The organism is Haloactinomyces albus (genome assembly GCF_031458135.1).
Classification (GTDB): domain Bacteria; phylum Actinomycetota; class Actinomycetes; order Mycobacteriales; family Pseudonocardiaceae; genus Haloactinomyces; species Haloactinomyces albus.
The window spans coordinates 4,127,840-4,143,980 of sequence record NZ_JAVDXW010000001.1 but is presented as its reverse complement, the minus strand read 5'-3'; the positions used below and the strand labels follow the sequence as shown (position 1 = coordinate 4,143,980).

At 65.6% G+C, this 16,141-nt stretch carries 11 protein-coding genes; 8 read left to right on the top strand and 3 right to left on the bottom strand.

Going from position 1 to position 16,141, the window contains the following annotated elements:
- Positions 1 to 94 precede the first annotated feature (94 nt).
- The gene (locus JOF55_RS19520) at positions 95 to 385 is read right to left on the bottom strand and encodes a hypothetical protein (protein WP_310276321.1); all 291 of its coding nucleotides are present in this window, start codon (positions 383 to 385) and stop codon (positions 95 to 97) included.
- 225 nt (positions 386 to 610) lie between these two features.
- On the opposite strand from JOF55_RS19520, the gene JOF55_RS19515 reads away from it, so the two are divergent.
- Together JOF55_RS19515 and JOF55_RS19510 are read left to right on the top strand one after the other, a co-directional pair.
- Positions 611 to 1,993, top strand: a complete 1,383-nt coding sequence (locus JOF55_RS19515; RefSeq protein ID WP_374727563.1) for an MFS transporter — start codon at positions 611 to 613, stop codon at positions 1,991 to 1,993.
- A 232-nt stretch (positions 1,994 to 2,225) separates the two neighbouring features.
- A complete protein-coding gene (locus tag JOF55_RS19510) occupies positions 2,226 to 3,377 on the top strand; it encodes a Gfo/Idh/MocA family protein (protein ID WP_310276315.1) in 1,152 nt (383 codons plus the stop codon).
- A 303-nt stretch (positions 3,378 to 3,680) separates the two neighbouring features.
- Here JOF55_RS19510 and JOF55_RS19505 read toward each other — a convergent pair whose 3' ends face one another.
- On the bottom strand, positions 3,681 to 4,715 hold the full coding sequence (locus tag JOF55_RS19505) for a LacI family DNA-binding transcriptional regulator (RefSeq protein ID WP_310276312.1): 1,035 nt from the start codon (positions 4,713 to 4,715) through the stop codon (positions 3,681 to 3,683).
- Positions 4,716 to 4,866: 151 nt separating this feature from the next.
- Here JOF55_RS19505 and JOF55_RS19500 point away from each other — a divergent pair, with 151 nt between their 5' ends.
- Together JOF55_RS19500 and JOF55_RS19495 are read left to right on the top strand one after the other, a co-directional pair.
- The gene (locus JOF55_RS19500; protein WP_310276309.1) at positions 4,867 to 6,030 is read left to right on the top strand and encodes a dihydrodipicolinate synthase family protein; all 1,164 of its coding nucleotides are present in this window, start codon (positions 4,867 to 4,869) and stop codon (positions 6,028 to 6,030) included.
- The gene (locus JOF55_RS19495; RefSeq protein ID WP_310276306.1) at positions 6,027 to 6,866 is read left to right on the top strand and encodes a sugar phosphate isomerase/epimerase family protein; all 840 of its coding nucleotides are present in this window, start codon (positions 6,027 to 6,029) and stop codon (positions 6,864 to 6,866) included. The genes JOF55_RS19500 and JOF55_RS19495 overlap by 4 nt, the downstream gene beginning before the upstream one ends.
- A gap of 214 nt (positions 6,867 to 7,080) precedes the next feature.
- Here the strand turns inward: JOF55_RS19495 and JOF55_RS19490 are convergent, their stop codons facing one another.
- Positions 7,081 to 9,825, bottom strand: a complete 2,745-nt coding sequence (locus JOF55_RS19490; RefSeq protein ID WP_310276303.1) for an exo-rhamnogalacturonan lyase family protein — start codon at positions 9,823 to 9,825, stop codon at positions 7,081 to 7,083.
- A 413-nt stretch (positions 9,826 to 10,238) separates the two neighbouring features.
- Between JOF55_RS19490 and JOF55_RS19485 the strand changes: the two genes are divergently transcribed.
- The 4 genes from JOF55_RS19485 (at position 10,239) to tnpB (ending at position 16,076) form a co-directional block, all read left to right on the top strand.
- Positions 10,239 to 11,501, top strand: a complete 1,263-nt coding sequence (locus JOF55_RS19485; protein WP_310276300.1) for an SGNH/GDSL hydrolase family protein — start codon at positions 10,239 to 10,241, stop codon at positions 11,499 to 11,501.
- Between the two features lie 148 nt (positions 11,502 to 11,649).
- Positions 11,650 to 13,530, top strand: coding sequence for a rhamnogalacturonan lyase (locus JOF55_RS19480; RefSeq protein ID WP_310276297.1), 1,881 nt, complete (start codon positions 11,650 to 11,652; stop codon positions 13,528 to 13,530).
- Between the two features lie 621 nt (positions 13,531 to 14,151).
- Complete coding sequence (locus JOF55_RS19475) at positions 14,152 to 14,721, top strand: IS607 family transposase (protein WP_310276294.1); 570 nt, start codon at positions 14,152 to 14,154, stop codon at positions 14,719 to 14,721.
- On the top strand, positions 14,718 to 16,076 hold the full coding sequence (tnpB, locus tag JOF55_RS19470; protein ID WP_310276291.1) for an IS607 family element RNA-guided endonuclease TnpB: 1,359 nt from the start codon (positions 14,718 to 14,720) through the stop codon (positions 16,074 to 16,076). Before JOF55_RS19475 ends, tnpB begins: the two co-directional genes overlap by 4 nt.
- Positions 16,077 to 16,141 lie beyond the last annotated feature (65 nt).

The window sequence follows — 16,141 nt, the reverse complement described above, 5'->3', positions numbered from 1 at the left end:
CTACGTCGTCACCGCAGGCAGTGGTGCGGTGCAGACCCGCACGGTCGACAACTACCAAGAGACCGCAGCTTCGCCCAGGACGACAGTCAGCTCTTTATCGTGTATCGCTCTCTTCTTTCGGAGCGGTAGTAATCACCTTGCCCGAATCGAAGACACCCGGCGGATCCATCACGGCCTTGGCCGCACCCTGCGTACTTTTCAACGTCGGCACAATTTCGTCGTTCATACCGCGCCGTTTCAGCAACTCTCCGATCTCCGCCCTCCTGTAGATCGCTTCTTCACCGATATCCGGAACGGCTGCCGAAGCACGCCGACGAGCGGGAGCGTTATTCACGGTGGCACTCACCGAGGCTTCATCAAGGTTCTGACCTGCGGTGAAGTACATCGATTCATGTCCGGTGAATAACGCTCCAGGGAAGCGTACGCCTTCCGCAATATTTTGGTGTTGACAGTGGCGATCGAGGCTGCTTTTCTATGGAAAGCGCTTACCAAAGGCTCCTCCCCGGGCCTCGAGACGCGAGCATCTCATCAAACCCCATACGGCACGGAACTCAGCCGATCAAATGACGTGAACGAATCATCCCAGGAGATGACATTGAGACGCGATACAATGGAGCGCTCACCTTCGCCCGAACAGCGAACCTCCCGGAAAACGGCGAAAAAGGCCGCAGCGAGCGGCTGGATCGGCAGCGCCCTGGAGTACTACGACTGGTTCCTCTACGGCACAGCCGCCGCACTGGTCTTTCCCGGCATTTTCTTCCCCGAAGGTCACCCGGCCATCGCGCTGATCGCGTCGTTGGGCACGTACGCCGTCGGATATGTCGCGCGGCCGATCGGCGCGGTCGTCCTCGGGCATTGGGGGGACAAGCGGGGGCGCAAGAACCTGTTGTTCCTCTGCATGATGATGATGGGCGCGTCGGTGTTCGCGATCGGGGTGCTTCCCACCTACGGCCAGATAGGCATCCTGGCTCCCATCCTGCTGGTGCTCCTGCGGCTCGTCCAGGGGTTCGCCGTAGCCGGCGAGCTGAGCGGCGCCAGTGCCATGATCACGGAGCACGCGCCGTTCGGACGCCGCGGGTACTACGCCAGCTTCAGCCTTCACGGCACGCAGGGAGGTCAGATCCTCGCTGCCGGGGCCTTCCTCCCGCTCACGGCGATACTGTCCGACGAGGCCTTCCAGGCCTGGGGATGGCGCATCCCGTTCCTGCTCAGCGTGGTCATCATGGTCGCGGGTTACGTCATCCGGCGCCGGGTCGAGGAGACCCCCGTGTTCCTCGACAAGAACGCCCAGCAGGAAACCGCGAAGGCACCGATTCTCGAGGTGCTCCGGAAAAGCGGGCTGGACGTCGTGCGAGCGGTCTGCATGACGCTGGTCAACGTCATCGGGGTGACCGTGTCCGTGTTCGGCGCGGCTTACGCGACTCAATCGGGTTACGGAATCGGGATGAGCGAGTCCGTCTACCTGTGGATCCCGGTGGTGGCGAACCTCGTCGCGCTGGCTGTCATCCCGTGGTTCGGGGACCTGTCGGATCGGTTCGGCAGGCGGCCGCTGATGATCGTCGGGTCGTTGGGCGCGGGGTTGTTGTCATACGCCTACCTGTTCGCGGTCAGCCAGAACAACGTGCCGCTCGCCGTCATCTTCGCCATTCTCACGTGGGGCGTCCTCTACCAGGTCTGGAACGCGACGTTCGCCAGTTTCTTCCAGGAGCTGTTCCCGGCGCGGACCCGGGTCACCGGGTTCGCCATCTCGCAGAATATCGGGCTCGCCATCACCGCCTTCCTTCCGAGCATCTTCACGTTGGTCGCTCCTCCGGGGTCGTCGCACGTTCCACTCACGGTCGGGACCCTCTGCTTCGGGATCACGATCATCGGTGCCCTGGCCGCCTGGTCCGCCCGGGAGACCCACCGCGTTCCCGTCGATGAGCTGGGGAAACGGGATGGCGAACCCGTTTCGCGTGAGGAGCTCGCCCGGATCCGGGCCGAGACGCGGTGACCGGAAAGTCGGACCGTCGAGCGACGGGTCCGAGCACTCGGTGTTCGGACCCGTCGCTTCATCGTCGGGCGAACCGGCCGTCGAGCAGCCGCGTCAGCCTCGGCATGACGCCCGGGGACGCTTCGTCGACCACCGGGCATCGCGCATCAGGAAAGCGCTGTCCAATGTCTTGTGCAGCGCTATCGATTCGTCATAAGCTAGCGGAAAGCGCTTTCCAGAAAGGCGGTAGTACATGTCTGAGCGACGGCTGGGCGTCATCATGAACGGCGTCACCGGACGGATGGGGTACCGGCAGCACCTGGTCCGTTCCGTCCTCGCCATCCGCGAGCAGGGTGGTATCGAACTCTCGGACGGCACGCGAGTGCGGGTGGACCCGGTCCTCGTGGGCAGGAACGGCGAGAAGCTGCAGGAGATCGCGAAACGCCACGGTATCGACCGCTGGACCACCGATCTCGACGAGGCCCTGTCCAACACGGCCGACACCCTGTACTTCGACGCTCAGCTCACGACGGTGCGGGAGTCCGCCCTCAGCAAGGCCATCGCCGCGGGCAAGCACGTCTACACCGAGAAGCCGATCGCCGACGACCTCGAGGGGTCACTGCGCCTGGCGCGGATGGCCGATGCCGCGAACGTCAAGAACGGCGTGGTGCACGACAAGCTCTACCTGCCGGGGCTGCTCAAGTTGCGGCGGCTGATCGACAGCGGTTTCTTCGGGCGGATCCTGTCGATCCGCGGCGAGTTCGGTTACTGGGTGTTCGAAGGCGACTGGCAGTCGGCACAGCGTCCGAGCTGGAACTACCGCCAGGAAGACGGCGGCGGTATGTCCACCGACATGTTCCCGCACTGGAACTACATCATGGAGAACCTCTTCGGCCGGGTGGAGGCGGTCACCGCCAAGGTCGTCACGCACATCCCCGAGCGGTGGGACGAGCGCGGGCAGCGCTATGGCGCCACCGCCGACGATGCCGCCTACGGTCTCTTCGAACTCGAAGGCGGCATCATAGCCCAGATCAACTCGTCGTGGGCGACCCGCGTCCATCGCGACGAGCTGGTGGAGTTCCACGTGGACGGAACTCACGGCAGCGCGGTCGCGGGACTGAATCAGTGCGTCGTCCAGCACCGCACCCAGACCCCCAAACCGGTGTGGAACCCCGACCAGGTGGAAAACACCCCGTTTCGGCACCAGTGGTATCCCGTGCCCGACAACGCGGAGTTCGACAACGGCTTCAAGGCGCAGTGGGAACAGTTCATCCGGTTCCTCTGCGACGACGGCGACCACGCGTACGACTTCCTCGCGGGTGCGCGCGGCATCCGCCTTGCCGAGGCAGGACTGACCTCGTCCCGTGAGGGCCGCCGTGTGGATCTCGGAGAGGTCGAGCTATGACGACGAGCCTGACAGCCGCACCCTCGAGGCGGTCTCCCTTGCCTGTTTCACCCCGAGACCGGCAGGCGGCTTGTCGACTGGGACCACGTTGACTTCCTCCCCACGGCCAAAAGGCTCCGGCAGTGGGGCGTTGGATCAGGGAGCGGTGGCCGGGCGGATGCCTCGCATCGGGTCTTGTCAGGAGGAAGGAGGCGTGGCGGAGCCACGTTGACTCCACGACAACGCCGCGAGGCGCCGCGAGCCCGACAGTTCCTACTGGCCGGGGCCTCTGTGACCGGGGGCCTGCACGCTACGTTTTCCTGATCAACTCAGCCGTGGCGTGCTCGCCCGCACGATGACCTCGCCGCGGAAGCGGCGGGCTCGAGGACGGTCGCTGGGTTGCTCATCCAGGATGAATCCCAGCGCCTCCTCACCGAGCCGCTCGAGTGGAATACGCACGGTGGTCAGCGGTGGCCAGATGTCGCGGAGACTGACGATGTCGTCGAACCCGGCCACCGCGATATCCTCGGGCAAGCGGAGGTCACGATCGCGGAACGCGGCGATCGCACCGACCGCCATCACGTCATTGACGGCGAACACGCACTCGACGTCCCGGTCCCGGTCGAGCAACTCCACGGCAGCGTCATAGCCACCATCTCTGGTGAATTCCCCGGTGATCACGTCGTTGGTATCGAGACTCACTCCGCTCCGCTTCAACCCCTGACGAAATCCCGCCACCCGATCCCGCGCGGTCACCAGGTCGCTGGGACCCGCCAACACCGCGAACCGCCGATAGCCGAGCCCGGCAAGGGTCTCGGCGAGATCTCGCGCTCCGGCACGATTCTCGATGACAACGGTGTCGGCCGGGAGTTGTTGCTGGCTGATCGCGGCAACTCGGCCCCCGGAGGCGATGAAGGTCTCCAACTCGGCGCGCAACTCGTCCTCGTGCCGAGCGTTCGTGGTTCGGCTGCCGACCAGGATGACGCCCCGTGCCCGCTGTCGACGCAGCGCGGCGACGTACTCGGCTTCCCGCTCGACACGTCGCTGCGTGCTGGACAGCGCAATGATCAACTCGTGTGGTTCGGCGACCCGCATGATGCTGGCCGCAGTGGTCGAAAAGTAGGGATCGGAGATGTCGGGCACTACCAGCCCGACGACGTTGGTCCCGCCCCGAGCCATGGCTTGCGCAGGCGCGCTGGGCGAATAGTTCAGTTGCTCCGCAGCCGAGCGAACTCGCTGCTGCAAATCCTCCCCCACGTTACGAGCACTACCGTTGAGCACCCGTGACGCGGTCGCCAGCGATACTCCGGCCCGGCGGGCCACGTCGAGCAGATTCACCTTGCCGGTCGCACGTGACATTGCCCCTCCTCGAGTAGCGCCGTCGAGCCTCGCCCCGGGCACCTGGCCGGGAAAACACTTTCCAGCATGCTCCCAGGAAGTTCTTGCGCCGGGGTGACACGGCCCCCTATTCTGCATTGGAAAGCGCTTTCCGATCTGTGTTGAGGTTGTCGTGACGCCCACCATCCAGCTCCCCCAGGCCGACGGCTCGGTCAGCGCGCATCGACTGCGCGACCCCGTCACGTGGCCTCTCCCCGCTTCCCCACCCCGAACCCGCATCGCCTACGCCGCTGCGCACGTAGCGGCCGATCCGTTCGGCGACAACGTCCCCGGTGCGCCCGCAAGCATCGATTGGTCGACGACACTGGGCTTCCGCCGGTACTTGTGGTCCTGTGGACTGGGAGTGGCCGAGGCCATGGACACCGCACAGCGCGGAATGGGACTCAACTGGCCCGCTACCCGGGAACTTATTCGGCGCAGCGCCGCGGAAGCGAAGGCGGTGGGTGGACGTATCGCCGCCGGGGCGGGTACCGATCACCTTCCGGCCGAGGTGTCCGACTCGGACCAACTGGTCTCCGGTTACGAGGAACAGCTGGAGGTGGTGCAGGAGGCCGGCGCCCAGGTGATCCTGATGGCCAGCCGCCAGCTTGCCACGCTCGCCCGCGGCCCGGAGGACTATCACAAGGTCTACGCGCGGCTGCTCGACCAGGTCGACGACCCGGTGATCCTGCACTGGCTCGGTCCGATGTTCGACCCGGCCCTGAGCGGGTATTGGGGGTCGACGGACATCGCGGCGGCGACCGAGTCGTTCCTGACGTTGCTGCGCGAGCACGCCACCAAAATCGACGGGGTGAAGGTGTCGCTGCTGGACGCCGAACACGAGGTCCGGCTGCGCGCCGCCCTCCCCGAGGGCGTCCGGCTCTACACCGGCGACGACTTCAACTATCCGAGACTGATCAAGGGCGAGTCGGACTCCTCCAGCGACGCACTGCTCGGCGTGTTCGCCGCGATCGCACCGGCTGCCTCGGCTGCCCTGCACGCTCTGGACCGCGGCGACGAAGCGGCGTTCGACAACGCCTTGCTACCGACCGTTCCTCTGGCACGGCACCTGTTCACCGCACCGACGTACTACTACAAGACCGGAATCGCCTTCCTGGCCTGGATCTGCGGACACCAACCCGGTTTCACGATGGTCGGCGGCCTGCAGAGCGGGCGCAGCGTACTCCACCTCGCCGAAGCATTCCGGTTGGCCGACCGGGCCGGGCTGCTGCCCGACCCCGAACTCGCGGTGAGCCGAATGCGTTCCCTGCTCCATGTCGCGGGGGTGACCCGATGATCAACCAGGACCCGAGACTGGCGCGTCTGTCGCTGAACCAGAAGACCGTCAACCGCTGCTCGGTCGCGGAAGCAGTTCAGGGGTGTACTGAGGTCGGGATCCCGGCGATCGGACTGTGGCGCGAGCCAGTGCACGAGATCGGCGTGGCGAAGACCGCAAAGCTGGTCGATGACGCCGGGTTGCGGGTCTCCTCGCTGTGCCGCGGCGGATTCTTCACCGGAGTGGAAGGCGCCGAGCGCCGTGGAGCGATGGCGGACAACCGCCGTGCGCTGGACGAGGCTGCCGAGCTGGGCGCACCGTGCCTGGTGCTCGTGGTCGGCGGATTGCCCGCAGGCTCACGCGACCTGCCAGGGGCGAGGCAACGGGTGGTCGACGCACTCGCGGAGCTGGCTCCGTACGCGGGCGAACGCGGGGTGCGGCTCGCGCTGGAACCGTTGCACCCGATGTATTGCGCCGACCGTGCCGTGCTGTCGACACTGGGCCAAGCGCTGGAGATCGCGGAGGCGTTCCCGGTCGAGCAGGTCGGTGTCGTCGTCGACGCGTTCCACGTGTGGTGGGACCCTGAGCTGTTCACCCAGATCGGCAGGGCCGCTGACCGGATCGCGAGCTTCCAGGTCTGTGACTGGCTCACCCCGCTACCGGCCGACGTGCTGCTCGGCCGTGGGATGATGGGCGACGGTCACATCGACTTCCGGCCGCTGCGCGCAGCAGTGGAACGAGCGGGCTACCGCGGCGATATCGAGGTCGAGATCTTCAACGCCGACGTCTGGGCAGAGGAACCGCACACCGTTCTGCACACCATGGCCGAGCGTTACCTCGGCTGCGTATGCGACTGACACCCGGACACAAGAGATCGTTCGGCGATCGGACCGAAAACCGCCCTTGACCGCTCCGGGGCACCATCGTGCCGGTCCGTGCCACGGCTCTCGGGCTGCGCGGAAGTGTCGGCACGGCCCGGAGCCCCACCGAGAACACCGGTGGGGCTCCGGGTGTGTTCGCAATCGCCACGCCACCACCCCGGCGAGGGGCCGCCGGAGCAACCGATCATTCTCAGGGACCCTCGTCGGGAGCGATGTCCAGCAGCGAGATAATGGCGAGCGTGCGCTGTGCGGCATCATTGGTCGAGCAGGTGGCGAAGTCCCCCGACTGGTTTTCGGTGCGTTCCGTTGGGATCTCGTCCACGGGCGATGCGACCGAGTTGCCGCCGACCCGGACCGGCTCGGGCCAGGGCTGTCCATTGGGGTCGGAGGTGAAGCGGTTCCAGCCGCGTTGGCGGATGACCGGATCGCCGAGCTGCTCTCCGGCCCAGGCGGTCACACGCGAGTAGATCGTTTTGAACACCTTCGGGTCGAAGTCGAACCCGTATCGCTCGATCTTCTCCTCCGAGGGGGCCTGCGCGTATCGGGCGAAGTCCAGGTAGGTCCGACGAAATTCGGGGACATCGACGAGATCGAGGGTTTCCCACAGGATCTGCTCCCCGCAGAAGGCCATCGCGAGATTGTAGCCGCCCTGGTAGTCCCCCTTGCCGAGGTTGACCAGGTGAGCGGTCTCCGGGTCGAATCCGACCGCACCCCCCGCCTCACCGGTGAACAGGCCGGCCGGGAACTTGGCGATGTCCTTCATGCCGGTCACGATCCGATCGCGCCAGCGGGTGTCTCCGGTGCGCTCCCACTCGGTCATCCAGTTACTCACCAGCGCGTACCAGTCCGGGCCGATGCGCAGCCGAGTCGGTGCTTTGTCCTGCGGCGGCAACACTTCGCGTAGTGGCTCGACCGTGAGCAACGTCTTGTCGGCCCGCAGCGAGGATCGGATCAGGTCGCCGAGCAGCTCATCGGCCGTGAGGTAGTAGGAAAAGCGCTTGGTGAACGACTCCCCCACCCGCGCCTCCTTGGCACCGTCGCCCCAGTGGGAGACGTTGTGCCGTGAGCCCAACCCGGCGAAACGGCCGGCGTGGTAGGTATCGACTTCGCTGATGTGCTGCGTCATGGCTCGGGCGAGCCGGAAGGCTGCGGGGTCTCCGGACCGAAGGAACGCGTACCAGAGCATCGCGTCGCTGCCCAACTCACCGTTGTCCCATGCGTAACCGCCCACGTCGTAACGCCACTCATGTCTGTCGGAGTCGTAGGTGTGCATGACGTCGCCGTAGTGCCAGAATCCGTACCATTCGCGCTGTTCGACCTGACCCGCATAGAAAGCGACATCGCGGTCGATCGAATTTTCCAGCGCCACTCGCCCCGGCGTGCTGCGGTCAGGCAGGCTCCATCTCCCGAAAACACCTGCGCCGTGATACCACTCGGGCTTGGTCACCAGTTGCGGTCGTTCGGTCAGAGCGCCGGACAGAGCAGCGACCTGATCACGTGTGGGTGTGGAGTCCAACGCCCACAGTTCCATCTCCGTGGACCGACAGATGCCCTCGGGCCTGCTGAAGCCGTCCTGCACGTCTTCGTAGGCAAGGTCGAGACCGTGCGCGGTGGTGTCGTAGTGCCGCAAATCCATCGCCCCGGCGTCCGGCGACCACGACCACAAGGTCACCGTGGCCCTGTCCCCGGCGGCACCCCGCATATCGAGCGAGCGCGGGAAGCGTTGCCAGAAATCGCGCATGCCGACACCGAGGCCGCCGCTGACACCGCCGACATAGCCGAAACCGGAGGCGCGTTGCCCACGGCCGGCATGGTGCAGCCAGCTGCCCGCCGACGTAGTGCGCTTCCGAATCACGAAGTGGGCCGACGACTCCTGGAAGAGAGTGACATCGTTCCACTGCGCCAGCTTCCGGTAACCCTCGCGCACCTCCTGCGACCACTGCGAGACAGCAGGTGTCGCAGTCCCGGCGAACTGGGCTTCGCGCACGGCAGCTCCCGGGTCACGACGGAGACCGGTGAGCACCCGAACCGGCTCGCTCCACACCCCACCCTCGGTGGTGCCGAAACGGATGTGCCGGTTGTGTGCCTCATCGGCCATGGGGACCGTCAACTCCAGACCCAGACCTCGGACGAAATCGTGGTTCATGTCCGCATCCCAGGTGAAGTTGTGCACCAAGCGCATCGACTCGTCACCGGCGGCAAGATAGAAACGCATCGTCCAGGGCAGGATCGCGCGTCCCCCGACGCCGTGCTTGCTGCCGTGGTCTTGCCGGTATCGCCCGGCGATCTTGATCACCGCGCGCACCGGGCCGGTCTGCTCGATCTCCGCCCTCTCCACGACGCCGGTCCAGTTGCTCCGGCGCGGGGAGGTGTTTTCATCATCGGGTCGGTCCTGCATAAGCAGCACCAGACGGCCTTCCTCGGCCGTGGACCGCCCGCCACGCGTCATCGACCGGATCGCGATCGTCCCCTCGGTCGCGATCCGGACCTCGACCGTGCCGTTGGCCATCCGGATCGCATTCCCCTGGCGGGAGGCAGTCACCGGCTGTTGCGGAGCGGCCGGAGTTCCCGGGGAGAGATGGAAGGTCTTGGCCAGGGCGTTGGAGCCGACCGCGTGCCCGCTCCACTTGAGCGTGCCGTCCGGCCAGTAGGCCAGCGGCCAGGATTGCACGGGGATGTGCGTGCCATCGCTGCCGGTCAGCGCGAACGAGGTGTCCTTGGCGAGCTGTCCCTTCGGCCACGGCACACCCCAGGCCGTACCCGTCGATGCCCGGGGTGCTTCACCGAGCCAGCGCAACTCGACGCCCTGGGCAGCGTTCGGCTTTTCACCCGACGGCGGGGCAGCCGAAGCACGGCCGCCCAGAGCGGCAGCCGCCGCAGTGACCCCAGCACTGGTCAAGAAGCCACGGCGGTTGAACGACGAGGAAGAGGGCATCAACGGCCTCCGAATGACGGATTGGCACCGGTCACCTGGTGCAGGAGCCCATCGCCATCAAGGACATGCGACGGGAACGGGACATGCGCGGCTCGACCGCGCAGCACAACGAAATCTATAAAACGTTTTAACAACGTCCGCTGTCGATGTCAACACCGTGCTCTTGCCTGTTTCGCAATCCCTTTCCGGACGAAACAGCAGCACGACGGGTTTCCGCGCGAAGGCAATACTCCGCGCGGCTGACATTCTGCCAAGTTCTCGACTATTTCCTTGACGGCGGATCCGCAAGGATATACTTTCTTAAATCGATTCAATTTCCGCATGTGGGTCCAGCCTGACCGGACGGGCCCGATGTTCCGATCCATCCGGCCACAGCGACGACCTCCCGGGCATCAACGGTTGAGGAGGCTCACTTGAGTACGTTTCTCTCCAGCAGGACGACGTTTCGCGCGAGTTGGTGGCACTGCCTCACGGTCGCCACGGCCGCCATTCTGCTACTGCCCCCGTCCTCCTCCGCTACCGACCACACTCCTCCTACCGTCGGTGGAGGCGACTGGGTCGGATCTTGGGCCGCGGCGGTCACCCCGCCTGCGGACGACCGCCCGGAAGTCCAGCGATTCGACGACACGACGCTGCGGCAGGTGGTGCACCTGTCGGTCGGCGGCGACAGTCTCCGGCTGCGCCTCACGAATGTCCACGGCACCAAGCCACTGTCCGTCGGTGCGGTGACAGTAGCGGTACGCGACGGTGCTGCCGGTACTCCCCTTGTCCAGCCCTCGACCTTGACGTCGGTCACCTTCGACGGTGAATCATCGGCGACCATCCCCGCGGGCACCGAATGGGTCTCCGACCCGATCACCATGGCCGTCCCCGACAACACCGACCTGGTCATCAGCATGTATCTCCCGCACCCCACCGGGCGAGCCTCCGTGCACTACGAGGGGATGGCAACGACTTTCGCCGCCCCCGGAAACGCGACCGCGAACACGGGAGATGCCTACTCGACGATGGGCACCTCACGCTACTTCCTCGACGGGGTGGATGTCCGTTCCGGAGCGAATGGCTCGGTGGTCTTCTTCGGTGACTCGATCACCGACGGCGTCAAATCCACCATCGATGCCCACCATCGCTACCCGGACGTGGTGGCCGATCGCCTGCTGAAAAGGCCGGATCCCCGTGAGCTCGGGGTACTCAACGCCGGGCTGAGCGCGAACCGGCTCCTGACCGACGCAGGCCTCGGCGGTGAGTCCGCACTGGCACGGTTCGAGCGCGACGTCCTCGGACAAACCGGAGTGCAGACCGTTGTCCTGCTCGAGGGCATCAACGACATCCACAACAGCTACGGCGCGGTCGAACCCGAACAGCTCATTCGCGTCTACGAACAGTTGATCATTCGAGCCCACGAAGCCGGAATCAGCGTCGTCGCAGGCACGATTACGCCCTTCGAAGGCGCGCCCCGCTACACGGCGGAGGGCGAGGCGGTCCGGCAAGCGGTCAACACGTGGATACGCAACTCCGGGAAATTCGATGCCGTGGTGGATTTCGACGCCGTGCTTCGGGATCCGGCGCACCCGACCCGGCTCGCCCCACGCTACGACACAGGCGACCACGTCCACCCGAACGACGCAGGCCTGGCCGCCATGGCCGCGGCCATCGAACTGGACACATTGGACTAGCGACTCCCCGGCGGACCGGGCGATCCCTCTTGAGCGGACTCGGCATAGCCGCTTTTCCCGACATTGAGGGACCCGCCCCGTTCACCTGACTCGACCGACAGCAAGCTCCCTCCGATGCGGTCGAGACCCGACCGAGGAAAGGACTGCCATGACAAGAGCACGAAGACTGCTGGCCGCGGGGATAGGTCTCCTGGTACTGGCGAGCGCGCCTGGCGCCGCACAGGCAAGGCCTTCCGTCCACGTCCCCCAGCAGACGGAACAGCACTCCGGTCCGGCGAAGCCCCCGAAGCGCGGTCTCGTCGCCGTCGGCACACCCGAGGGCAACCTCGTCAGCTGGCGGCTCTTGGCGGACGAGCCGCACAACACGCCCTTCGACCTCTACCGCAACGGGCGGAAGGTGAACCGGGAACCGATCGTGTCCAGCACGAACTTCCTCGATCGAGGAGCGGGGCCAAGGGCGAACTACCGGCTGCGGGTCGCCGGTGAGCGCGCGTCGCAAGCGACGACCGCGAAGGTGTGGCAAGCCGGGCAGCGGGACATCCCGCTGGACAAGCCGAAAGGCGGCACGTCACCGGACGGCGTGGACTACACCTACCGCGCCAACGATGCGAGCATCGGTGACCTCGACGGCGACGGGGAGTACGAGATCGTTCTCAAGTGGGATCCAACGAACTCCCATGACAACTCCCGCCCCGGCTACACGGGAGAAGTGTTTCTCGATGCTTACGAGCTCGACGGAACGCGGCTGTGGCGCATCGGTCTCGGGCGCAACATCCGAGCCGGAGCGCACTACACGCAGTTCCTCGTCTACGACTTCAACGGGGACGGCAGGTCCGAGGTCGTATTCAGAACCGCCGACGGCACCGTCGACGGCACCGGGCGCGTCATCGGCGACCCCAGCGCGGACCACCGCAATGACCAAGGCTATGTGCTCACCGGACCGGAGTACCTCACCGTTTTCGACGGCACCACCGGCAAGGCACTCAGCACAACCGACTTCGCTCCGGCCCGAGGCGACATCTGCGACTGGGGTGACTGCTACGGCAACCGCGGGGACCGCTTTCTCGCAGCGGTCGCCTACCTCGACGGCACACATCCGAGCATCGTCATGGGGCGCGGCTACTACGCCAAGACCATGGTGAGCGCCTTCGACTGGCGCGGCGGCGAACTACAGCACCGATGGACCTTCGACAGCGACACACCCGGCAACGAGAAGTACGCGGGGCAGGGCAACCACAATCTGAGCATCGCCGACGTGGACGCGGACGGGCGCGACGAGATCGTCTACGGCGCAATGGCAATCGACGATAACGGGACCGGGCTGTACAGCACAGGCCTCGGGCACGGCGACGCCATGCACCTCGGCGACCTCGACCCGACGCACCCGGGCCTGGAAGTCTTCGACGTGCACGAGAACGAGGACGCGGCCATGGGAGTGGAATTCCGTGACGCCGACAGCGGCGAAGCTCTCTGGGGGGTGCGCACCGGCGAGGACACCGGACGAGGACTTGCCGCCGACATCGATCCCCGCTACCTCGGAGCCGAGGCCTGGGCCACCGGTGGCGCGTGGAACAGCCCGACCGGATACCTGCGTTCCGCACGGGGCGAGAAGATCTCCACCACGATTCCCCCGGCGAACTTCGCGATCTGGTGGGACGGCGATCTCGGTCGTGAGCTCCTCGACCATAACTACGACAGCGCCACCGGCACCGGCACCGGTCGAATCGACGACTGGAATCCCGAGACCGAAAAGGTGGAGAACCTGTTGACCGCCTCCGGCACCGTCTCGATCAACGGCACCAAGGGAAATCCGAGCCTGCAGGCCGATATCCTGGGTGACTGGCGCGAGGAAGTGCTGTGGCCGACCGAGGACAGCACCGCGCTGCGGCTCTACATGACCCCGCACCCCACCGAGCACCGCCTCCCCGCTCTGATGCAGGATCACGTCTACCGCCTGGGCGTGGCATGGCAGAACGTCGCCTACAACCAACCGCCCCACACCGGCTATTACCTCGGCTGGGGCATGTAAGTAAGCACCGACTTCGCCGCTTCCTTGCGAAGCTCGGGAGAAGACGATCGACGTCTCGCGCCGGACGCGGACATCTCCCCTGCGGAAACATATTCCGGTGGAGGCGGGAGCCGCATGGGCGGCGACCCGGTTGGACACTCCCGACCCGGGGACCACCCCGGTCCGGGGCAATCAAGCCGAAGGTGTTCCGGGATTTCTGCGCACGGCGGCTCTCGCCGAGGCGCGAGGCGACTCGGCCGTCCAGGTGATTTTGCATCGATTTATTGACTCCCTCGGGAGCAGCGGACAAGATACCCAAGAAACAACACAACTGAACAAGAAAACACAAAAGACGTCATGACGCGGCCTGTGCGGAGGGTCCATGCACCGTGCTCGATCTCTGACATCCTCAAGACAACGATCCCGCCGGAGCGGCGTCCGCGGCACGCTTGCCTTGCTCAGCGCCGTCGCCATGATCGGTTCCGGGCTCGCGACCACGGCCATCGCCCGGGCAGCTCCGGATGGTCCGACCGATCCGGCCACAATCGAGTCCTACCTCGAAGACCCCCAGCGCACCGGTGAGGGCGTTCAAATGTTGACTGTTTTGAGTCATAGTGTGTTGTTCTGTGTTATTTTGTACGTGTGAAGTTGAAGGATTGGGCGCGTGAACAGGGTGTGTCGTACAGGGCCGCGTTGAACTGGTTCCACGCGGGTACGCTGCCCGCGCCCGCGCGGCAGCTCGATACCGGCACGATCCTGGTCGAACCCGCCGCCCAACCGTGTGGAGCTTCGGTGGCGTATTGCCGTGTGTCCGGTGCGGACCAGCGCGACGACCTGGACCGGCAAGCCGGACGTGTCGCGCAAGGATGCGCCACACGCGGAATCGTGCTGGACTCTACGGTCACCGAAGTCGGGTCCGGGCTGAACGGCAACCGGCCCAAACTGGGCAAACTATTGTCGGACCCGACTGTGACAACCCTCGTTGTGGAGCACCGTGACCGGCTGGCCCGCTTCGGCGTCGAACACCTGGAGGCTGCGTTAGCGGCGCAGTCCCGCCGAATCGTCGTGCTCGAGGCCACCGAAGTGGCCGATGATCTGGTGCGCGATGTGACGGAAGTACTCACCAGCATGTGTGCCCGGCTGTACGGGCGCCGGTCGGCGGCGAAGCGAGCGAAAACCGCGATGCAGGCGGCGGAGGTGCCGCCTCGGTGAGCAGTGTGATTCAGGCGTACCGGTTTGTGCTCGACCCGACCGAGGTGCAGGCGGCAGCGTTGTCCAGCCACTGTGGCGGGCAGCGTGCGGCGTTCAACTGGGGTCTGGCGCGGGTGAAAGCGAATCTGGCCCAACGGGAGGCGGAACGGTCCTACGGCGTTGCTGAGGATGAGTTGACACCCAGCCTCAACTGGTCCTTCTACAGCCTGCGCAAAGACTGGAACGCCGCGAAACACGAGGTGGCACCGTGGTGGGCCGACAACTCCAAGGAGGCGTACGCGACCGGGCTGGCAAACCTGGCCGACGCGCTGAACATCTGGAACGCCGGCAAAAAGGGCCAGCGCAAAGGACGTAAGGCCGGGTTTCCCCGGTTCAAGTCCAAACACCGCGACACCCCGTCCTGCCGGTTTTCGACCGGGGCTTTCGGCCTGTCCAACAGTGATCGGCGGCATGTGAAGCTGCCCCGTATCGGTGTGGTACGTACGCACGAGTCCACCCGAAAGCTGGCTCGGCACATTGAGCGCGGCACGGCTCGTGTCCGGTCGGCCACGGTGTCGTGGCGTCGTGGCCGGTGGCAGGTGTCGTTGTCCGTCGATATCGAACGGGACGAACCGAAACCGGCCACACGCGGCGGAACTGTCGGTGTCGACCTCGGAGTGAAGTCCCTCGCCGTGCTGTCGACCGGCGAAATCATCGCCAACCCGAAACATCTCGACGCGGCCCAACGAAAGCTGCGGCGGTTGCAGCGGCAAGCCGCCCGCCGGTGGACCCCCGGACTGAAACCGGATCGGCAGTCGAAACGCTGGCACCAGACTCAGGACCGGATACGGCGGTTGCACACGTACGTCGCCAACGCCCGCCAAGACGGTCTGCACAAACTGTCCACCCGGCTGGTGTCCGAGTTCGACACCATCGTGGGCGAAGATCTGCATGTGGCCGGGATGCTGCACAACCGCACTCTGTCCCGCTCCATCGCGGACGTGGGCATGGGCGAACTGCGCAGGCAGATCACCTACAAAACCACCTGGAACGGGCGCACGCTGGTCATCGCTGACCGGTGGTATCCGTCCAGTAAAACCTGCTCGGCATGTGGTGTGGTGAAAGCCAAGCTGCGCCTATCCGAGCGGACCTTCCACTGCGGCGAGTGCGCTCTTGTGCTCAACCGCGACCTCAACGCCGCATGCAACCTCGCCGCGCTCGCAGGCGAGGTTGCATGCAGCACGTCCTCCCAGAGTTGCGGGGCGACGGAAAACGAGCCCGATGGAAACCCATGTAAGACCGCCGCATCCTCGGGTGCGCCGGGCAACGGGTACCGCCACGGGAAGACCACGCCGAGCGTGGTCAAAGCTACGTAGCGATACGTAGCTCAGGAAGTGTACATTCCTACACACTTTCTGAACGGCAGCGAGCCTGCACCGCC